At 25.5% G+C, this 19,027-nt stretch carries 15 protein-coding genes and 1 pseudogene; 14 read left to right on the forward strand and 2 right to left on the reverse strand.

The annotated features are described in order from the left end of the window. Positions 1–1,389, forward strand: a complete 1,389-nt coding sequence (locus AC07E4_RS14225; protein WP_478216749.1) for a PH domain-containing protein — start codon at positions 1–3, stop codon at positions 1,387–1,389. Between the two features lie 62 nt (positions 1,390–1,451). Here AC07E4_RS14225 and AC07E4_RS14230 read toward each other — a convergent pair whose 3' ends face one another. Beyond that, positions 1,452–2,141, reverse strand: a complete 690-nt coding sequence (locus AC07E4_RS14230) for a hypothetical protein (RefSeq protein ID WP_034439495.1) — start codon at positions 2,139–2,141, stop codon at positions 1,452–1,454. 183 nt (positions 2,142–2,324) lie between these two features. After that, the gene (gene rpsD, locus AC07E4_RS14235; RefSeq protein WP_478216750.1) at positions 2,325–2,918 is read right to left on the reverse strand and encodes a 30S ribosomal protein S4; all 594 of its coding nucleotides are present in this window, start codon (positions 2,916–2,918) and stop codon (positions 2,325–2,327) included. A 1,113-nt stretch (positions 2,919–4,031) separates the two neighbouring features. Between rpsD and AC07E4_RS14240 the strand changes: the two genes are divergently transcribed. The 13 genes and pseudogenes from AC07E4_RS14240 to AC07E4_RS14300 all read left to right on the forward strand — a co-directional run bounded on the left by AC07E4_RS14240 (position 4,032) and on the right by AC07E4_RS14300 (position 18,956). Continuing rightward, a complete protein-coding gene (locus AC07E4_RS14240; protein WP_034439490.1) occupies positions 4,032–4,991 on the forward strand; it encodes an ABC transporter permease in 960 nt (319 codons plus the stop codon). Beyond that, complete coding sequence (locus AC07E4_RS14245) at positions 4,981–5,991, forward strand: iron chelate uptake ABC transporter family permease subunit (protein WP_478216751.1); 1,011 nt, start codon at positions 4,981–4,983, stop codon at positions 5,989–5,991. The genes AC07E4_RS14240 and AC07E4_RS14245 overlap by 11 nt, the downstream gene beginning before the upstream one ends. Further along, a complete protein-coding gene (locus AC07E4_RS14250; RefSeq protein WP_034439488.1) occupies positions 5,988–6,743 on the forward strand; it encodes an iron ABC transporter ATP-binding protein in 756 nt (251 codons plus the stop codon). Before AC07E4_RS14245 ends, AC07E4_RS14250 begins: the two co-directional genes overlap by 4 nt. 43 nt (positions 6,744–6,786) lie before the next feature. Continuing rightward, positions 6,787–7,719, forward strand: coding sequence for a siderophore ABC transporter substrate-binding protein (locus AC07E4_RS14255; RefSeq protein WP_430830411.1), 933 nt, complete (start codon positions 6,787–6,789; stop codon positions 7,717–7,719). 644 nt (positions 7,720–8,363) lie between these two features. Then, complete coding sequence (locus tag AC07E4_RS14260; RefSeq protein ID WP_478216752.1) at positions 8,364–9,638, forward strand: radical SAM protein; 1,275 nt, start codon at positions 8,364–8,366, stop codon at positions 9,636–9,638. A 299-nt stretch (positions 9,639–9,937) separates the two neighbouring features. Beyond that, positions 9,938–11,539, forward strand: coding sequence for a Na/Pi cotransporter family protein (locus tag AC07E4_RS14265; protein WP_478216753.1), 1,602 nt, complete (start codon positions 9,938–9,940; stop codon positions 11,537–11,539). 226 nt (positions 11,540–11,765) lie between these two features. After that, positions 11,766–12,239, forward strand: coding sequence for a helix-turn-helix transcriptional regulator (locus AC07E4_RS14270; protein ID WP_478216754.1), 474 nt, complete (start codon positions 11,766–11,768; stop codon positions 12,237–12,239). Between the two features lie 80 nt (positions 12,240–12,319). Beyond that, a pseudogene (locus AC07E4_RS14275) lies at positions 12,320–12,376 on the forward strand (hypothetical protein); the annotation flags it as partial. Between the two features lie 12 nt (positions 12,377–12,388). Then, complete coding sequence (locus AC07E4_RS14280; protein WP_478216770.1) at positions 12,389–12,733, forward strand: WCX domain-containing protein; 345 nt, start codon at positions 12,389–12,391, stop codon at positions 12,731–12,733. Between the two features lie 87 nt (positions 12,734–12,820). Next, entirely contained in the window at positions 12,821–13,384 is a 564-nt protein-coding gene (locus AC07E4_RS14285) for a DJ-1/PfpI family protein (RefSeq protein WP_430830415.1), read from the forward strand. 231 nt (positions 13,385–13,615) lie between these two features. Next, complete coding sequence (locus tag AC07E4_RS14290) at positions 13,616–14,782, forward strand: methyltransferase (RefSeq protein ID WP_040329532.1); 1,167 nt, start codon at positions 13,616–13,618, stop codon at positions 14,780–14,782. Between the two features lie 452 nt (positions 14,783–15,234). After that, positions 15,235–16,611 carry a L,D-transpeptidase family protein gene (locus AC07E4_RS14295; protein ID WP_040329531.1) on the forward strand — a complete coding sequence of 459 codons (1,377 nt, stop codon included), beginning with the start codon at positions 15,235–15,237 and terminating at the stop codon, positions 16,609–16,611. A 599-nt stretch (positions 16,612–17,210) separates the two neighbouring features. Continuing rightward, positions 17,211–18,956 carry an oleate hydratase gene (locus tag AC07E4_RS14300; RefSeq protein WP_478216755.1) on the forward strand — a complete coding sequence of 582 codons (1,746 nt, stop codon included), beginning with the start codon at positions 17,211–17,213 and terminating at the stop codon, positions 18,954–18,956. Positions 18,957–19,027: the final 71 nt, after the last annotated feature.

Consider the following 19,027-nt stretch of genomic DNA (forward strand, 5'->3'; position numbering starts at 1 on the left):
ATGTTTATAAATATAATTTTGTTCATTACCGCTTTAACAACTATAATTGCAATTTTTATAAATAACAGTAGTGGAGTAGCAGAAAAAAATAATATTATACTTGGGGTTACACTTCCAAGTTCAGAACTTAAAAATTCTCAGGTTTTAATAATATTGGATAAGTATAAAAAAGCTAACAAAAAATGTATGTGTTATAGTATATTACTATTTTTGCCTACAATAATTGTAAATTATATTTCTTTAAAAATAGCCTATTTATTTTTATGGATTTTTGGATTAATGTATATAAATTATAGGGTTTTTATAAAATACAATGAAGAATTAAAAGAATTAAAAAGAGAAAAAGATTGGTTTATTAAAAATAGATATATTATAAATATAGATACAGAAGTTACTAGGTTAAAGGATACAATGGTTGTGTCTAAAACTTGGTTTATACCAAGTTTAATTTTATCTATTATTCCAATATTAATAGTAATAAAAGATAGACAAACTATAGATACATCTATTATATATTTATCATTTATCGGGTTAATAGGAACTATTATATTTATCTTTATGTACAATGCTTATTGTAAGGATAGAACTAAGGTTTTCAGTGAAGATAGTAAAATTAATCTGGTATGTAATAGAATATTTAAAAAAAATTGGACGTTAGGATGTGTTATTGCTGCAACTATACAAAGTTTAAGTATGTTATTTATGTTTTTATTGATTAAGATGAATAGCATAAATATGATTTTAATTTTAATAATTGTTATAGCACCATCATTTATAATTTTAGGCGGAATTTATATTATTAATGAAAAAGTTAGAAATGAACAAAATAAATTAATAAAAACTTGTGAAACCCCAATATATAGTGATGAAGATGAGTATTGGAAGTATGATATTTATAATAATCCCAATGATTCAAGAACTATGGTTGCAAAGCGTGTAGGATATGGAATGACATATAATATGGGAACTAAAAAGGGCAGAAATATAGTATATATTTCTTACATTTTAACAGCTATTTTTCTTGTTGGACTTGTATTTATGTTTATTATTTTAGATTTTACTAAATTCAATATGAATATAAGAGAAAATGAAGTAGTAATGTCAGCACCTATGTATAGCATGTCATTTGATATTGATGAAATAGAGGATATTAAAATTATAAATAGTATACCAAAGGGAGTTAGAACAAATGGTGCAAGTACAGAAAATTATAGTTTAGGACATTATAATATAGATGGATATGGCAAATCTATGTTATATGTATATTCTAGAGAAGGTGAATATATAGTTATTAAATTAAAAGATAAATATGTTTTTGTTAGTGGAGAAAATAAAAAACAGACTGATGAATATTATAAGGAATTAATAAGCAATTTAAACAAAAATTAAATTTAAAAGCTATCAATTTACGGAAAAATTGATAGCTTTTAATCAAAGAAATCATAGTAAAATTAAAACATTATAGGCATATTAATATTTAATATATCTATAAATTTTTTGTTTAGTAAAGGTGCAATTATAGCATTTTGGCAAGTAAATTTAAGCTTGTCTAAACTCATATTTATTTCTTGCTCAATAAAATCCTCAAAATCCCATTCAAGAGATTTCTTAATGAAATTAAATATTTCATTAGGATTATTAAATATTTTAATAAAAACTTTTTTATCCTTGGAGTCCCAAGTTTCACTAAATTGATTACAAAAGTTATCTAATTCTATGAATAGGGAATTAGAATCAAATGCCCAATATTGATTTAGGAGGTGAAAATTCTTTTCCATATGAAAGAATTTCTTATAATCAAGTTTAGTGTTGTTATTTTGTATTTCATCAATTAAAACATCAAAGTGTGATAGCGGTATGAAAAAGCCAGTATCTATACTATTATCAAACCATGTTAAAAGTGATGTAGGTAAAAATACATGTTGAACAAAACCTAAAAGTGTAAATATATCTGGATAAGATGCCCAACCACATTCAAATATATTTTTAGAGTTATTTATTATTCCAGTATAGACAAATTTTGATTTGTGAGTTAATGGTTTATTATCAAAATTACAATTCCATAAAGGAGTATCTTTAATAAGTTTATCTTCCCAAAAGAAAAATTTACTTATAGAAGAGTTTTGAGCAGTTTCATTCATAGAATTAATTCACCTCCAATCTTTATATTAAGAATATAGATAAATATAGGGTTATAAACTAATATTTTAGTTTATACTTAAAACCCATAAATATTGGCAACATTTAAAGTTTTTAAATTAATTGATATAGCAGATTAATTATAAAAGTAATATTTATCTATACTCTTTAATAAACTTAAAAAATTAATGATTAGAGTAAAATTCAACTATTGAAATTTCATCAATTAAAATAGGAATTTCCTCTCTTTCAGGATATTTTAAGAGATTTCCTGAGAAATTATCATAGTCTTTAGATAAATAATTGTATTGATTTAAAGAATTAATGAAGTTATCTTTAAATAATAAATTATTTCTAGATGATTCTTTTAAAGATATAACCTCTCCAATTTCAACACTGTAAGAAGGAATATCAACTTTTTTATTATTAATTAAAATATGTCCATGAACAACCATTTGTCTTGCTTGACGAATAGAATTTGCAAAGCCAAGTCTGTAAACTAAATTATCAAGTCTACATTCTAATCTTTTTAGTAAAGCATATCCAGTTGGATCTGTATCTTTAGTAGCTTTTTTTACATAATTAGAAAACTGTTTTTCTAGTACTCCATAGTAAGCTTTTAATCTTTGCTTTTCTAATAATTGAACACCATAAGGTGAAAGCTTTTTATCAGCTCTAGATGTGCCTTTTGTAGCTCTATCCATTGCTTTTGGATGCCCACATACATTTAATCCTAGACGTCTACATTGTTTAAATCTAGGTCCCATAAATTTTGCCATAATTATCATCTCCTTAGAAATTTGCCGCGATAATTTAAAGCCCATAAATAATATACAATAAATGCAAATGAAAATCAATATCATTTATAAAATTTATAAAAATTATTTTTTCACAGCCGAGGTTTCAACCTTGGCGGACTATAATGTGGATAAAAAATTAAAAGCAATATATAAAAATGAGGGTTTACAAGAATAGATTCTCGTCTACAAAGGTTTGGATAATTAATATTAAATTTTCTTCGTAGCTGAGGTTTCAACCTTGGCAGATTGTAATGTGGATAGAAATTAAAAAGTAATGTATAGGAATCACGATTTACAAGAATAAATTCTCGTCTACAAAGGTTTGGGTAATTAATATTAAATTCTTCGTAGCTGAAGTTTCAACCTTGGCGAAGTGTAATGTAGATAAAAATTGAAAGCAATATATAAAAATGACGATTTACAAGAATGAATTCTCGTCTACAAAGGTTAGGGAATTAATATTAAATTTTCTTCGTAGCTGAGGTTTCAACCTTGGCGGATTATAATGTGGATAAAAAATTGAAAGCAATATATAAAAATGAGGGTTTATAAGAATAAATTCTCGTCTACAAAGGTTTGGATAATTAATATTAAATTTTCTTCGTAGCTGAGGTTTCAACCTTGGCGGACTATAATGTGGATAAAAAATTGAAAGCAATATATAAAAATGACGATTTACAAGAATGAATTCTTGTTTACAAAGGTTAGGGAATTAATATTAAATTTTCTTCGTAGCTGAGGTTTCAACCTTGGCGGATTATAATGTGGATAAAAAATTAAAAGTAATATATAAAAATGAGGGTTTACAAGAATGAATTCTCATCTACAAAGGTTTGGGTAATTAATATTAAATCCTTTGTAGATGAGGTTTTAACCTTGGCGGATTATAATGTGGATAAAAAAATTGAAAGTAATATATAAGGAGTGATTATTTATAAGAATTAATTCTCACAAGCAGAGGCTAAGTATTTAATTTTATATAAAATTAAATTAAATTAAAAAATATATTGACGATGAAAGGAAAATATTATAATATTTAAATGAAATTAATTATCAATTAAAACAAATTATCAATTCAGATAGGTGGAAATTATGAAGGTAAGAAAAAGACATTTAGTAGTTCTGCTTATAATTTTTTCTATAATATCATTATTTTTAGGAAGTAAGAATATAGGTATTACAGATGTTTTAAGTGGAAATAAGGAAAGCATACATTTAATGCTTGTTAGTAGAGTACCAAGACTTGTTAGTATATTAGTAGCTGGTATGGGAATGAGCATATGTGGAATTATAATGCAGCAAATAAGTCAAAATAAATTTGTGTCACCAACAACAGGTGCAACAATTGATTCTGCAAAATTAGGAATTGTAGTTGCAATGATTATTTTTCCAAGTGCAAGTATAATGCAAAAAACTATTATATCATTTATATTTGCATTGATAGGTACATTTATATTTATGACTTTTATAAGAAAGCTTAAGTTTAAAAATGTAATTTTTGTGCCACTTGTAGGTATAATGTGTGGAAATATAATTGGTTCAATGACTACCTTTTTAGGATATAGATTTGACATAATTCAAAATGTGAATTCATGGATGGAAGGAAATTTCTCAATGATATTAAAGGGAAACTATGAGCTTGTATATTTGAGTATTCCATTAATGATTGTAGCAGTTTTATATGCAAATAAGTTCACTGTTGCAGGGATGGGAGAAGATTTTGCAATAAACTTAGGTGTTAATTATAAAAGTGTAGTGAATTTAGGATTAATAATAGTGGCATTAGTAACAGTATGTGTAATAATAACCGCTGGCAATATACCATATATAGGGCTTATAGTTCCTAATATAGTTTCACTTTATAAAGGTGATGATGTTAATAAAATAATTTGGGATACAGCATTATTTGGGGCATTATTTGTTTTAGTATGTGATATAGTTAGCAGAATTTTAATATATCCATATGAAATTTCAGTAGGACTTACAGTGGGGGTTATAGGTAGTATTACATTCTTAATCATGCTGTTTAGGAGGAATTCTTATGCAAGTTAATGTAAAAAGACAAGATTCAAGTTTAAATTCAATAAATAAGAATGTATTAAATAAGTTGTACAAGCCTATATATTTATTAACAATATTAGTGAGTATATCTATGATTTTATTTTTAACATTAGGTGTAAATAAAGAAAATATAAGTTATGCAATGTCACAACGTGTACCTAAATTAGTGGCAATAGCATTAACAGCTGGAGCTATAGCATTTTCAACAGTTGTGTTTCAAACAATTACAAATAATAGAATATTAACACCAAGTGTTTTAGGCTTAGATTCACTATATGAACTTATTCAAACAGTAATATTTTTTATATTAGGTGCAAGTAGTTTATTAATAACGAACAAAAAGTTAAATTTTGTGATTTGTGTTGGCTTTATGGTTTTATCATCTTTTGCATTATATAAAGTATTATTTAAGAGCAAAGGTGCAAATATAGTATTTTTATTACTAGTTGGAATGATTTTTGGAACACTTTTTAGTAGTTTATCTTCATTTATGCAAATGATAATAGATCCAAATGAGTTCTTAGTTTTACAAAATAAATTATTTGCAAGTTTTAATAATGTAAATGTAGATATACTTTTAATTGCAATATTGATGATTTTAATAGTGATACCTTTTATATATGATGATATAAAATATTTAGATGGTATAAGTCTTGGAAGAGATCATGCTATAAATCTTGGAATAAATTATGATAAAGTAGTTAAAAAGTTTTTAGTAGTAATATCTATATTCTTGTCTATTTCAACAGCATTAGTTGGACCTGTAACTTTTTTAGGACTTTTAGTGGTTAATATAACAAGACAAGTAATGAAAACATACAAACATAATATTTTAATATGTACAAGTGTTCTGGTAAGTTTATTTACATTAGTTTCAGGGCAATTATTAATTGAAAAAATACTAAAGCTAAATACTCCAGTAAGTGTAGTTATTAATTTAATTGGTGGAGTTTATTTTATGTATCTTTTATTAAAGGAGAGCAAGATATGATTGAAGTTAGAAATATAGTAAAGAAATATGAGGATAAAAAAGTTGTTGATGATGTAACGTTAAAGATAGAAAAAAGTAAAATAACTTCTTTTATAGGACCTAATGGAGCAGGAAAAAGTACATTACTATCCGTTATAACTAGAATTATCAATAAGGATGAAGGTGAGGTATTTATTGAAGGAAAGAAGATTGAAGAATGGGATAAAAAAGAGCTATCAAAGAAAATTGCAATATTAAAACAATCAAACAATATCAATATAAGACTTACTATAAAAGAGCTTGTTAGCTTTGGAAGATTTCCATATTGTGAGGGAAGATTAAAAGAGGAAGATGAAAAATATGTAAGTGAAGCTATAGAATATATGCATCTTACAGATATTCAAAATAAGTATTTAGATGAGTTAAGTGGTGGACAAAGGCAAAGAGCATACATAGCAATGGTAATTGCACAGGGAACAGAATATATATTTTTAGATGAGCCATTAAACAATCTAGATATGAATAATTCAGTAAAAATGATGAAAGTATTAAGAAATTTATGTAATGAACTTGGAAAAACAATAATTCTTGTTATGCATGACATAAACTTTACATCATGTTATTCCGATTACATAGTAGCATTAAAAGATGGGAAAATAGCGAAAGAAGGTAATGTTGAAGAAATAATAAATGAAAACACTTTAAAAGAAATATATGAAATGGATTTTAATGTACAAGAAATAGAAGGAAATAAAATAAGTATATATTATTAATGATAATGATTTTAAATATCAAATAATTCAAGAGGTGATTAATATGAATAAAAAAGTAGCAATAATAGCTGGATTGGCAATAGTAGGAGTAATTGGTGCATTTGCATTAGTTGGAAATAAAGATACAAAAACAAATGATAAAGAATTAATTACAATAACTGATGGAAAGGGAGAAGTAGAAGTTATTAAAAATCCTAAAACTGTAGTTACTTTTGATTATGGTGCATTAGATGCATTAGATAATATGGGAATAGAAGTTAAAGGACTGCCTAAAGCAAGTGTTCCATCAAGTCTTTCAAAATATGAAGATGAAAAGTATGTTAATTTAGGAGATTTAAAAGAGCCTGATTTTGAAGCTGTAAGTGAATTAAAACCAGATTTAATTGTTATTAGTGGAAGACAAGAAGATATGTATGATAAGTTTAAAGAAATAGCACCAACTGTTTATTTAGGAGTAGATGGAAGTAATTATATGGATGACTTTAAACGTAATATGACTGCATTAGGGGAAATATTTGATAAAAAAGATTTTATAAATAAAAAAATAGAAAATATAGAAAATAGAATTGAAGAAATAAATAAAAAGGTAAAAGGTAAAAATATAAATGCTTCAACAGTTATGGCTAATGATGGAAATTTAAGTGCTTTTGCAGCAAAATCAAGATTTGGATTAATATACAATCAACTAGGATTTAATAATATAGATACAACTTTAGAAGAAAGCAACCATGGACAACAAGTTTCTTTTGAATATTTATTAGATAAGAATCCAGAATACATATTTGTTATAGATAGAGGAAGCGCTATTGGTGGAGAATCAAGCGCTAAAGCACTATTTGATAATGAAATCATAAAAGCAACGGATGCATACAAAAATGATAAAATAGTATATTTGAATTCTGAAGCATGGTATATAATATCTGGAGGCATAACTTCAACAGAGACCATGTTAAATGATATTGAAAATTCTTTATAAAAAATAAATAGGATTGAGAAAGAGTTATTCTTTTTCAATCCTTTTATTTTTTAAATAAAAATGAATGCAATGTAAGGTAATAGTTATACAATTAATAAAATTACAAGGTAAAAATGCTTATAAAATTTTAATAAAATAAAAAACATTAAAAATAAATTAACAAAAAATGTATTGTAAAATAATTCCATAATGATACAATAAATATTGAATTAAGTATACTTAATAAAAATTAAAGTTGATTGGGGGGATAATGAATGAAAGTTTATGGAAAGAACAAAAAGGAATCTATAAAAAGAAGAAGACCATACACATGGTATGATGATGGTGTATGTTAATAAATTGATTTTTACAAAAATAGGAGAAAAACTTATTTTTGAACAATAAATAAAGTACTCACATATAATAGGTAAAATTTAAATAGAATATAAGTATACTTAAAATAAAAATAGAAGGAGAATAATAGATGAAAGTTTATGGAAAAAGCAAAAAAGAGATAAAAAGAATACCTAGTTATATATATTATGGTGGCACTAGAGATTGCTATTAAAATACAAAAAGTGGATTTTAAAATCCACTTTTATACATATAAAAAATAATATATAAATTTTATAATGTTGATATGTTATAACTAGGGGGATATATTTATGAAGGAATTTAATGATAAACTAATATTTTCAAAATACACAAAATTTCTTGAAAGTGAAAATGAAGTAATAATTATAAATGGTAAGAGCGGAGTTTGGGGAGTATTAGATAAGGATAAATTTGAATTAGTAAGAGAGTGTATTTCAAATGAAATAGAACCAGAAAATTATATTTTAAAAATAGAATCAGAAAGTACAAAATCAGAATTGAATGACATATTTGAAGTGTTAATTGATGAAGAAATGATTGTAAATGATAATATGGAAAAAGAGAATATACAAATAGACAATGTAGAATTTAAGTTAACAGGAAGATGTAATTTAAATTGTATCCATTGTGCTGCTGATTGTGATATAAATGGAAAAGAAATATTAAATACTGAAGATGTAAAGATAATTTTAGATAAATTAATTAGATTAGATATAAAGACATTAATGGTAACAGGCGGAGAGCCACTTATTAGAAGGGACATTATAGAAATACTAAAGCACATAAGAAGTAAGTTTAAAGGAACATTAAGAATGATAACAAATGGAACGTTAATAAATGATGATACAGCCTTTGAATTAAGAAAATATCTAACAGAAATATCTATTAGCTTAGATGGATATAATGAAGAATCTACTGATTTTGTTAGGGGAAAAGGGGTATACACTAAAATAGTACAAGCCATAAAAAGCCTTAAAAGGGTTGGATTTGAAAAAAATGAAATTGTACTTACAATGACTGCAACATCTCAGAATTCAGAACATATAGATGATTTTATGTTGCTTTGCCAAAAGTTGGAGGTTGAAGGCGGAGTAAGGCAGTTTGTTGCAGAAGGAAGAGGTTCAACTAATTTCAATAAAATAGGCATGGTATCTTATCCAGATTTATCATTTAAAAATGAAGATGAGTTAGAAGAGTTAAGAGGTAAATTAAAATGCAATATAGTTTGTAAAGCTGGTATTAATAAACTTACAATTAATGAATTTGGTGATATGTATCCTTGTTTATTTTTAGAAAAGAAGGAATTTAAGATAGGCAATATATTAAATGAAGATTTAGATGTTATTTTTAATTCAAAAGAATATAAGAGTTTTATTAACCAAAAAATAATTAAAAGCATTGTAGACAATGAAAAAAATCATAAATGTAAAAATTGTAATGTTAGATATTTTTGTATGAACGATTGCTTAGGATATAATAACATTGACTATAATAATGACATAATATTGAAAGAAAAATGTACACATATGAAACCTATACTGAATAAGATTTTATGGGATAAATAAAATTTTTATAAATTATAAATAAGCTTTTATGTAAGATGAAAATATAAAAGATATTTTGATATATATTAGAGTTTAGATTAATTAAAAAACTATATAAAATTGATAAAAAAGGTGATGTTAGTGATATGAATAGTCACCTTTTTTCTGTTGTTTATATCTCCAAAACATAAATAATATAGTATTTGTAATAATTAAGTTAAGGTCAAGTTAAAACTAGGTTAAATTTCAAATATTATCAATTTAATGTAATAAAATAATCATATAAATAAAATATTCTAAAGTTAAGGGAGAGAGAAGTTTTGGATGTTATTGATATGGTTATTAAATTATTTGGTGGCTTAGGTTTATTTCTATTTGGAATGAAGCTTATGGGGGATGGACTTGAAAATGCAGCAGGAAGTAAATTAAAGGGTATTTTAGAAAAAGTAACAAGTAATAAATATTTGGGAGTATTAATAGGGGCACTGGTAACAGCTGTAATTCAAAGTTCAAGTGCAACAACTGTAATGGTAGTTAGTTTTGTAAATGCAGGACTTATGAGTCTTGTTCAATCAGTTGGTGTAATAATGGGTGCCAATATAGGAACAACAATTACAGCACAAATGGTTTCTTTTGATTTAAATAAAATAGCACCAATTTTTATAGGGGTAGGAGCTATTATTGTTTTAGTATCTAAAAGAAAAAAGACAAAAGATATTGCGTACATAGCATTAGGCTTTGGTGTTTTATTTTTAGGAATGGGTATGATGTCTGAATCAATGCAGCCATTAGCAGCATCTAGTATGTTTAAAGAAACAATAGCAATTATAGGAAGTAGTAGATTTTTAGGTGTTTTAACAGGACTTATAATGACAGCTATAGTTCAGAGTTCTTCCGCAACAACAGGTATATTAGTAGCCTTAGCAACAACAGGAAGTATTGATATGAATGTAGCATTACCTATTATATTTGGATGTAATATAGGTACTTGTGTAACTGCACTTTTAGCAGCAGTCGGATCAAATAAAACAGCTAAAAAAGCAGCATTAATTCATCTTCTTTTTAATGTTATAGGAGTAATTATATTCTTACCATTTGTAACTATAGTTATAGATATAGTTCAAAAAATAAATCCAACTAATGTAGCAAGACAGGTTGCAAATGCTCATACAATATTTAATTTATGTGTAACTCTTATTTTGCTACCATTATCTAAGTACTTAGTTGTTATTGTTAATAAGATAATACCAGGTGATGAAATTATTGATAATGTAGGGGCAATATATTTAGATGAAAAATTGCTAGAAACTCCAATGGTAGCTACAGGACAAGTATTAAAAGAAACAGTTAGAATGGCTGAACTTGCAAAAAATAATGTGGAAATTTCTATGAAAGCATTTTTAGAAAATGATGAAAAGTTAATTGATACAGTATATAAAAATGAGCAAATTATAAATACATTAGAAAAACAAATAACTAATTATTTGGTATTGCTATCTTCACATGATTTGCCAGAGGAGGATAGTCAGACTATATCTAATACTTTTCATGTTATAAATGATATAGAAAGAATTGGAGATCATGCAGAAAATATAGTTGAATTGGCTATTGAAAAAAATGAGACAAAAGTAAATATAAAAGGCGAGGCAAAAGAAGAATTAATAAATATGTATTCAAAAACATTAGAAGCAATTACACTAGCTGTTAATGCATATAGTAAAAATGATATAATTGAAGCAAGAAAAATGAGTGATGTTGAGAATGCTATAGACAAATACAAAAAAGACATTAGAGAAAATAACATAAAAAGATTAAACAATAAAACATGTGAATCTAATGGAAGTGCTATATTTTTAGATTTAATAAGTAATCTAGAAAGAATAGGAGACCATTCAAATAATATAGCACAAACAGTTTTATAACCATAATATTTAATGCTAATACAAAGTTTAAATTTGTATTAGCATTTTTAAGTTTATATACATATTAAAAACCGCCAAGACTAAAGTCTCAGCTACGAAGGGGAAAAATGTGACAATGTAGATAAAAATTTAATATTGAGAATAATTAACTTTACTTTGATAATATGAGAAAAAATTAATTTGAAAGTATAATGGTTATTAAGTAGCAATTGAGGAGAGAGTAAAAGTGAAAAAGATAGAGAGGTTAATGGGGATAGTATTAAAAATATATATTGATAAAAGGGTTACTGCAAAAGAATTATCGGATTTATTTGAAGTTAATATAAGAACAATATATAGAGATATTGAAGCAATTTGTGAAATGAATGTTCCTATTGTAGCGTTAACTGGAAATAATGGTGGTTATTCACTAATGGATAATTATTTTATTCCACCAATTATTTTTAGTGAAGATGAAACATTTGCATTATTATTATCTAGAAAAATAATAGAAAATATAAATATTCCAGGATATAGTGAGTATATTAACTCAGCATTTTTAAAAATAAGAAATAATATTAATGAAGAACAAAACAAAAAAATAGAAGGTGTGGAGGAGAAGATTCTATTTGATATTCAATGTAAGAATATAGAAAAGGAAAGAATTAAATACTTTAATATAATAAAAAAGGTATTGAGGAAAGTATTAAAATTAGTATAGAATACTTTAACCCACATCAATTAAAAATTACAAAAAGATTGATACATCCTTATGGAATAATTTTCTAAGATGGGGCATGGTATATTATAGCATTCTGTGAACTAAGAAATGAAAATAGATGTTTTAGACTAGATAGAATAGAAAGAGCAATATGTACAGGGGAAAATTTTAAATTACCAGAGGGATTCAATTTAGAGGAATATAAAAATGAAAGTGATTATATAAAAGCATTAGAGTTAGAAAGGAGTTATGAGATAAAATTAAAGATAAAAGATGAACTTTATAATATTGTAAAAGATTATTACTATATAAAGTATGGACAAGTTACTAAAAAGAGAAATTATTATATTGTAAAAGTTAAGACTTTAGATCCAGAAAGTTACATAAGAAGAGCATTTCAATTTTCAGATGGGCTGGAAGTTTTAGAACCTTTATGGTTAAGAAAAAAAATAAAAGATGAAGTTGAAAGTTTATATAAAATCTATGAAAAATAAGATAAACATGTTGAGTTAATACTGACATAACGTAGTCAGTATTACTTTGGTATATTTATTTTATAAAGATAGATTGGTGGGGAAGTTATGAATATATATATTTTATATTATGATGATTTTTGTGAGTTTGAAGTGGTACTTGCAGCAAGTATTTTTAAAGAAAATTGCTTTTCAGTTGCACTGGAAAATCGCATTTATTTAAGCGAGGAAAAGCAAAAATATTTGCCAGATGAAGTAGTAGAAAAGTTGAATGTAGATGATGTTGATATGCTAATAATTCCAGGAGGAGATCCTTCATATCTTTTCAAAAATGAAAAAATAGAAAAATTAATGCAGGAATTAAATTATAAAAATAAATTTATAGCAGGAATTTGTGGTGGTGTGGATTTAATGGCTAATTTTCATTTGCTTGATAATAAGATGTGCACTGGTAATGGTGATGGAATTTTATTGGATGAAGAAGAGAACAAAGAATTATATAGGAAATCAATAATTAATAACAAAAAAGATGTAATTATTGATAAAAATTGTATAACAGCAAAAGGATGTGCTTTTATTGAATTCTCTATAGAGTTAGGAAAAATAATGAACGTATACAAAGATGAAAAAGAGATGAATGATTACTATAAATGGTTAAAAAACATAAAATAAATTAAAAAAGTACTAATGCAAAATTATTGATAATTTGTATTAGTATTTTTTTATAAATTAATTTACTTAATGTTACAGGGATAAAGGGGTTTTTTTTAGTCGAAAATTATATTAAACTTATATAAGGTTTAAAAAGATATTTAATGTTAAGTTTAAATATAATTTTTAAGGTAAGAGTTAAATAAATTAAAGAATTGTTTATATAAAAATAAATAAGTAAGGTGTGAAGAAATGGAAGAATTAAGAAGTGCAATTAGCGAAATAGCAAATGAAAGAGTTCTAAAGTTAGTTGTAAGTAATAAATGTAATAAAGAATTGAAATATAATAAGATAAATTTCTTTTTAAAGGAAAATAATAAGAAGGAATATTATCAAATAGAAAAGTATACTGATAAACAAGTGTTTCATGAGAATATTGATGTAGAAGATTTAGAAGAAAAGTTATTAGAATATGTAGAAGGTAATTTTAAACAAGTATCAGCATTTTCAAGTGATGTTACATTTGAATTAAAAATATCTAAAAAAGGTAAGGTGTTTTTAGGTAAGAAAAAAAGTGATAATGCTAAGGTTGCTAATAAGAGTCATAACAAAGAAAAAAATTACATATTAAAAGAGGGAATGATAATTGAACCACTTATAGATTTAGGAGTATTCACTAAAGAAGGTAAAGTTGTCAATTCAATGTATGATAAGTACAAGCAAATAAATAGATTTGTAGAACTTATTGATGATGAAATTAAGAAGAATGATTATAAAGAGTTAACAATTTTAGATTTTGGATGTGGAAAATCTTATTTAACATTTGTTTTATATTATTATTTTGTAGAGATAAAAAAGATAGATGTAAAAATGATAGGATTAGACTTAAAAGAGGATGTAATTAAAAAATGTAATGATATAGCAAAACAATATAAATATGATAATTTACATTTTGAATTAGGAGATATAAATGGATTTAAGTATAATAATAAAGTTGATATGGTAATCACTTTACATGCTTGTGATACAGCAACAGATTATGCCTTATATAATGCTATAAAATGGAATAGTAAGATGATTTTTTCAGTTCCATGTTGTCAACATGAATTAAATGCACAAATAAAATCAGATGAATTATCTCTTATTACAAAATATGGAATAGTGCAAGAAAGAGTTTCTGCATTAATGACTGACTCAATTAGAGCAAATTTATTAGAAGCAGTTGGGTATAAAACTCAATTATTAGAGTTTATAGATATTGCACATTCACCTAAAAATATTTTAATTAGAGCTTCTAAATCTAAGATTTCTAATGAGAAAAAAGAAAAGTCTTTGAATGAAGTAAGAAATATAATGAATACTTTTAATTTAAATCCAACATTATATAAATTATTAGAAAAAGATAATTTTATAAAATAAGAATTTCTTTCAGAAAAAATGTGATATGGGTTAATTATAAAAACAATAAACGATAATAAAATAGTATGGGCTATCTTAAAATTTGATGAAATTTTAAGATAGCCTATATAAATAGTGATAAATTAATGTTTGTAGAGTTATATAAAATTGAGTTTTATTCAAAATTATAATTACTTTGTAATAATTTGGGATAAGGTTGATAGTATAATAAAAAGTGAAGATTAATTAAGTGCTGAAAGAAGATGATTAATGTTGAGTTAATAAAAAGAGGTAATTTTAATAGTATGAGTTTTGGCTATACAGATAATTTTAGTTATATATGAAATAGCAACAAAATTAGAGTTTGACAATAGAAAAAATAGTATTAAAATTACTTATTGTGTGCATTAATAAAATGAATTAACAAATTTTGAGTTGAAATTTTGTTTTTAGTTTAAAAGGAGAAACTTACTATGGAGGGGACAAAGAAAAAGCATATTAAAATAGGATGTGCAATTTTATTTTGTATTTTACTTGGAATTTATTTAGGAGTATCATTTTATTTTAAAAATCATTTTTACTTTAACACTAATATAAATGGACATAGTGTTTCAGGAAAAACTGTGGATGAAATAGAAAATGAATTAATGAAAAAGTCGGAAAAATATGTATTACAATTAAAAGAACTTGATAATAAAACTGAAGAAATTAAGGGAAAAGATATAAACTTAAAATATGATATTGAAGGGAAAGTACAAGCTGTAAAAGATAAGGAAAATCCTTTTGCTTGGATATCTTCAATTTTCAAAAAGAAAGAGTATAAGCTAGATAATGCTATAATTTATGACAATGCATTACTAGATGAAGCTATAACAAAGCTTTCAGCTATGGATTTAAATAATGTAGTAGAGCCTAAAAATCCTGTATTGGAATATAAAGATGGTAAATATAATATTATAGATGAAGTAGAAGGTAATAAATTAAAAGAGGATGTATTTAAAGAAAAGATTATAGAAGCTATAAATGGTCAACAAGCTAGCATTGATTTAGAAAATCTTAATTGTTATGAAAAACCAAAATATACTTCAAAATCTGATGAAGTAAAAAAAGCAAAAGATACTCTTGATAAATATGTTTCTACAAAAATTACTTATGAAGTTGCAAATACAAAAGATGTTTTAGATGCCAGTATAGTTAATAAATGGCTTAATGTAGATAATGAATTTAATGTAGTTATAGATGAAGATGCAGTAGCTAATTATGCATTTATGCTAGCAAGTAAATATAATACTTGGCAAGGAACAAGAAATTTTGTAACATCTGAAGGCAAAACTATTAAAGTTAGTGGCGGAAATTATGGATGGATAATAAATAAAGACGAAGAACAACAAGAATTAATAAAATCAGTAAAAAATGGTGAACAAAAAACACGTAAACCAATATATTTGCAAACAGCACTTGTTGAAGGTGAAAATGATGTTGGAAACACATATGTTGAAATAAATTTAACAAAACAATATATGTGGTATTATAAAGATGGTCAATTAGTGACAGAAGGAAAAGTAGTTACAGGAATGGGAACTAATGAACACGCAACACCACCAGGAACGTACCAACTTAACTACAAAGAAAGAAATGCAACATTAAAGGGTGAAAATTACGAAACAAAAGTAAGTTATTGGATGCCTTTTAATAATGATATAGGAATTCATGATGCAACATGGAGAAAAGATTTTGGTGGCGAAATTTATATGAATGATGGATCACATGGATGTGTAAATGCACCATATAATTTAGCAGGAAAAATATTTGAAAGTATTCAACCAGGAATGCCTGTTATTTGTTATTAGGACTAATTTATTTAATATTTTATATAAAAAGATATGCTTTAAGATTTAAGCATATCTTTTTTAGTATATAAATATAGGAATACAAGTCTAAACTTTAAGTTATTTATGTTTCATTTGGGAAAGAGCAATTTCAAGTGTTATACAAAATTAACAATTAACGATGAACAATTAACAATGAAGGATAAAACTGAAGTCTCAGTTTATTTGAATCAATTTTTATGATAATTTGCTAAGCAAATTAGTTTTAAAACAATATAAAAACTATGTTTTTATGGAATTCTATTTATAAATATTAAGAATGAAGTGAATAATATTAACCATTATTGTTAATTGTTAACTGTTAATTGTTAATTGGTTCCAGACATTATAATAGAATAAGCTATAAGATTAGTAGTATTATTTGAGAAAGCTATTATTTAAAATTTCAGTTTGGAACTCTACAATATGTAACAAGATTGTCATACTAAAAGAATAGAATTTTTAAAACAAATATTTTAAAATTTGTACAAAATCTTTAAATTGTATAAATACAAATGAAATGCTTAAAAATATAATAGAAACATAAACTTAAAATATAAAAATAGAAAGGGGTAGTTATAATGAAAAGAAAAGTAAGAAGAAAGTCTAAAAACAAAGCAAATATTAATCCATTATTAGCAATAGGAGCAATAGCAGGTGCAGCTACTGTAGCCACATTAGGGGCAAAGAAATTAAAAAATAATAAATCAAAGTCTTCAATAGAACTTATTAGTAATGTAAATAATGATAATAGACAAGTTTATTTTGTGGGTGGTGGATTAGCCTCATTGGCTGGTGCTGCTTATCTTATTAGAGATTGTAACTTTAAAGGAGGAAATATTCATATTATAGAAGGTATGAGAATTCTTGGAGGTAGTAATGATGGGGCAGGAAACCATAATGATGGATTTGTTTGTCGTGGTGGTAGAATGCTTAATGAAGAAACCTATGAAAACTTTTGGGAGTTATTTTCAAGTATACCGTCATTAGAACTACCTGGGAAAAGTGTAACAGAAGAAATTTTAAATTTTGATCATTTACATCCAACACATGCACAAGCACGATTAGTAGATAAATATGGTGTTATTCAAGATGTAAGAAGTATGGGATTTAACAATGCAGATCGTATGGCATTAGGAAAACTAATGATTACATCAGAAGAAGATTTAGATGATATGACTATTGCAGAATGGTTTGAAAATAGTCCACATTTTTTTGAAACTAATTTTTGGTATATGTGGCAAACAACTTTTGCATTTCAAAAATGGTCTAGTTTATTTGAGTTTAAAAGATATATGGAACGTATGATATTTGAATTTTCACGTATAGAAACATTAGAAGGTGTTACGCGTACACAATACAATCAATATGAGTCAGTAATTCTTCCGTTAAAAGCATATTTAGATAGTTATGGAGTAGACTTTAGTATAAATGCTACAGTTACAGACTTGGACTTTAAACCAGGGGAAGAAATAACTGTAACTGCAATACATCTAGATGATGGTGATGGTGAAAAAATTATAAATCTAAATAATGGTGATGTTTGTATAATGACTAATGGATGTATGACAGATAATGCAACATTAGGAGATATGCATACAGCACCAGAATTTAATGCTGAAGAACCAATATCAGGAGAGCTTTGGAAAAAGGTTTCTAAAAAGAAAAATGGACTTGGAAATCCAGAGCCATTTTTCAATCATCCAGATGAAACTAATTGGGAAAGTTTTACCGTTACTTGTAAAGGAAATAAGCTTTTAAAACTTATTGAAAAAATCTCTACTAATATTCCAGGTAGTGGAGCATTAATGACATTTAAGGATTCTAATTGGTTAATGAGTATAGTTGTTGCAGCACAACCTCACTTTAAAAATCAACCGTTAGATACAACTATTTTCTGGGGATATGGACTATATACAGATAGGATTGGGGATTATGTGAAGAAGCCAATGCGTGAATGCACCGGTGAAGAAATTCTTACAGAACTTTTACATCATCTTCATATAGAAGATAAAATTGATGAAATTATGGACACAGTAGTAAACGTAATTCCATGTATGATGCCATATATAGATGCACAATTCCAACCAAGAAAGATGAGTGATAGACCAAAAGTTGTACCAAATGGATCTACTAATTTTGCTATGATTAGTCAATTTGTTGAAATTCCAGAAGATATGGTATTTACTGAGGAATACTCTGTACGTGCAGCAAGAATTGCTATATACAAATTATTTAATGTGAAGAATAAAAATATATGTCCAGTAACGCAATATAAAAAACAACCTAAAGTATTAAAAGAAGCACTAAAAACTTCTTTTAGATAAGAATTAGAATATAGAAAACATCTTGTTAAAAATAAATAAACAAGATGTTTTTTAACTTAAATATAAAGAAG

The sequence above is a fragment of the Clostridium amazonense genome (assembly GCF_056431285.1).

Coding starts and splice junctions, on each gene's coding strand:
- AC07E4_RS14225 (WP_478216749.1), top strand. CDS start 1: ATGTTTATAAATATAATTTTGTTCATTACCGCTTTAACAACTATAATT.
- AC07E4_RS14300 (WP_478216755.1), top strand. CDS start 17,211: ATGAAAAGAAAAGTAAGAAGAAAGTCTAAAAACAAAGCAAATATTAAT.
- rpsD (WP_478216750.1), bottom strand. CDS start 2,918: ATGGCAAAATTTATGGGACCTAGATTTAAACAATGTAGACGTCTAGGA.
- AC07E4_RS14295 (WP_040329531.1), top strand. CDS start 15,235: ATGGAGGGGACAAAGAAAAAGCATATTAAAATAGGATGTGCAATTTTA.
- AC07E4_RS14240 (WP_034439490.1), top strand. CDS start 4,032: ATGAAGGTAAGAAAAAGACATTTAGTAGTTCTGCTTATAATTTTTTCT.
- AC07E4_RS14285 (WP_430830415.1), top strand. CDS start 12,821: ATGAATATATATATTTTATATTATGATGATTTTTGTGAGTTTGAAGTG.
- AC07E4_RS14250 (WP_034439488.1), top strand. CDS start 5,988: ATGATTGAAGTTAGAAATATAGTAAAGAAATATGAGGATAAAAAAGTT.
- AC07E4_RS14255 (WP_430830411.1), top strand. CDS start 6,787: ATGAATAAAAAAGTAGCAATAATAGCTGGATTGGCAATAGTAGGAGTA.
- AC07E4_RS14230 (WP_034439495.1), bottom strand. CDS start 2,141: ATGAATGAAACTGCTCAAAACTCTTCTATAAGTAAATTTTTCTTTTGG.
- AC07E4_RS14245 (WP_478216751.1), top strand. CDS start 4,981: ATGCAAGTTAATGTAAAAAGACAAGATTCAAGTTTAAATTCAATAAAT.
- AC07E4_RS14290 (WP_040329532.1), top strand. CDS start 13,616: ATGGAAGAATTAAGAAGTGCAATTAGCGAAATAGCAAATGAAAGAGTT.
- AC07E4_RS14260 (WP_478216752.1), top strand. CDS start 8,364: ATGAAGGAATTTAATGATAAACTAATATTTTCAAAATACACAAAATTT.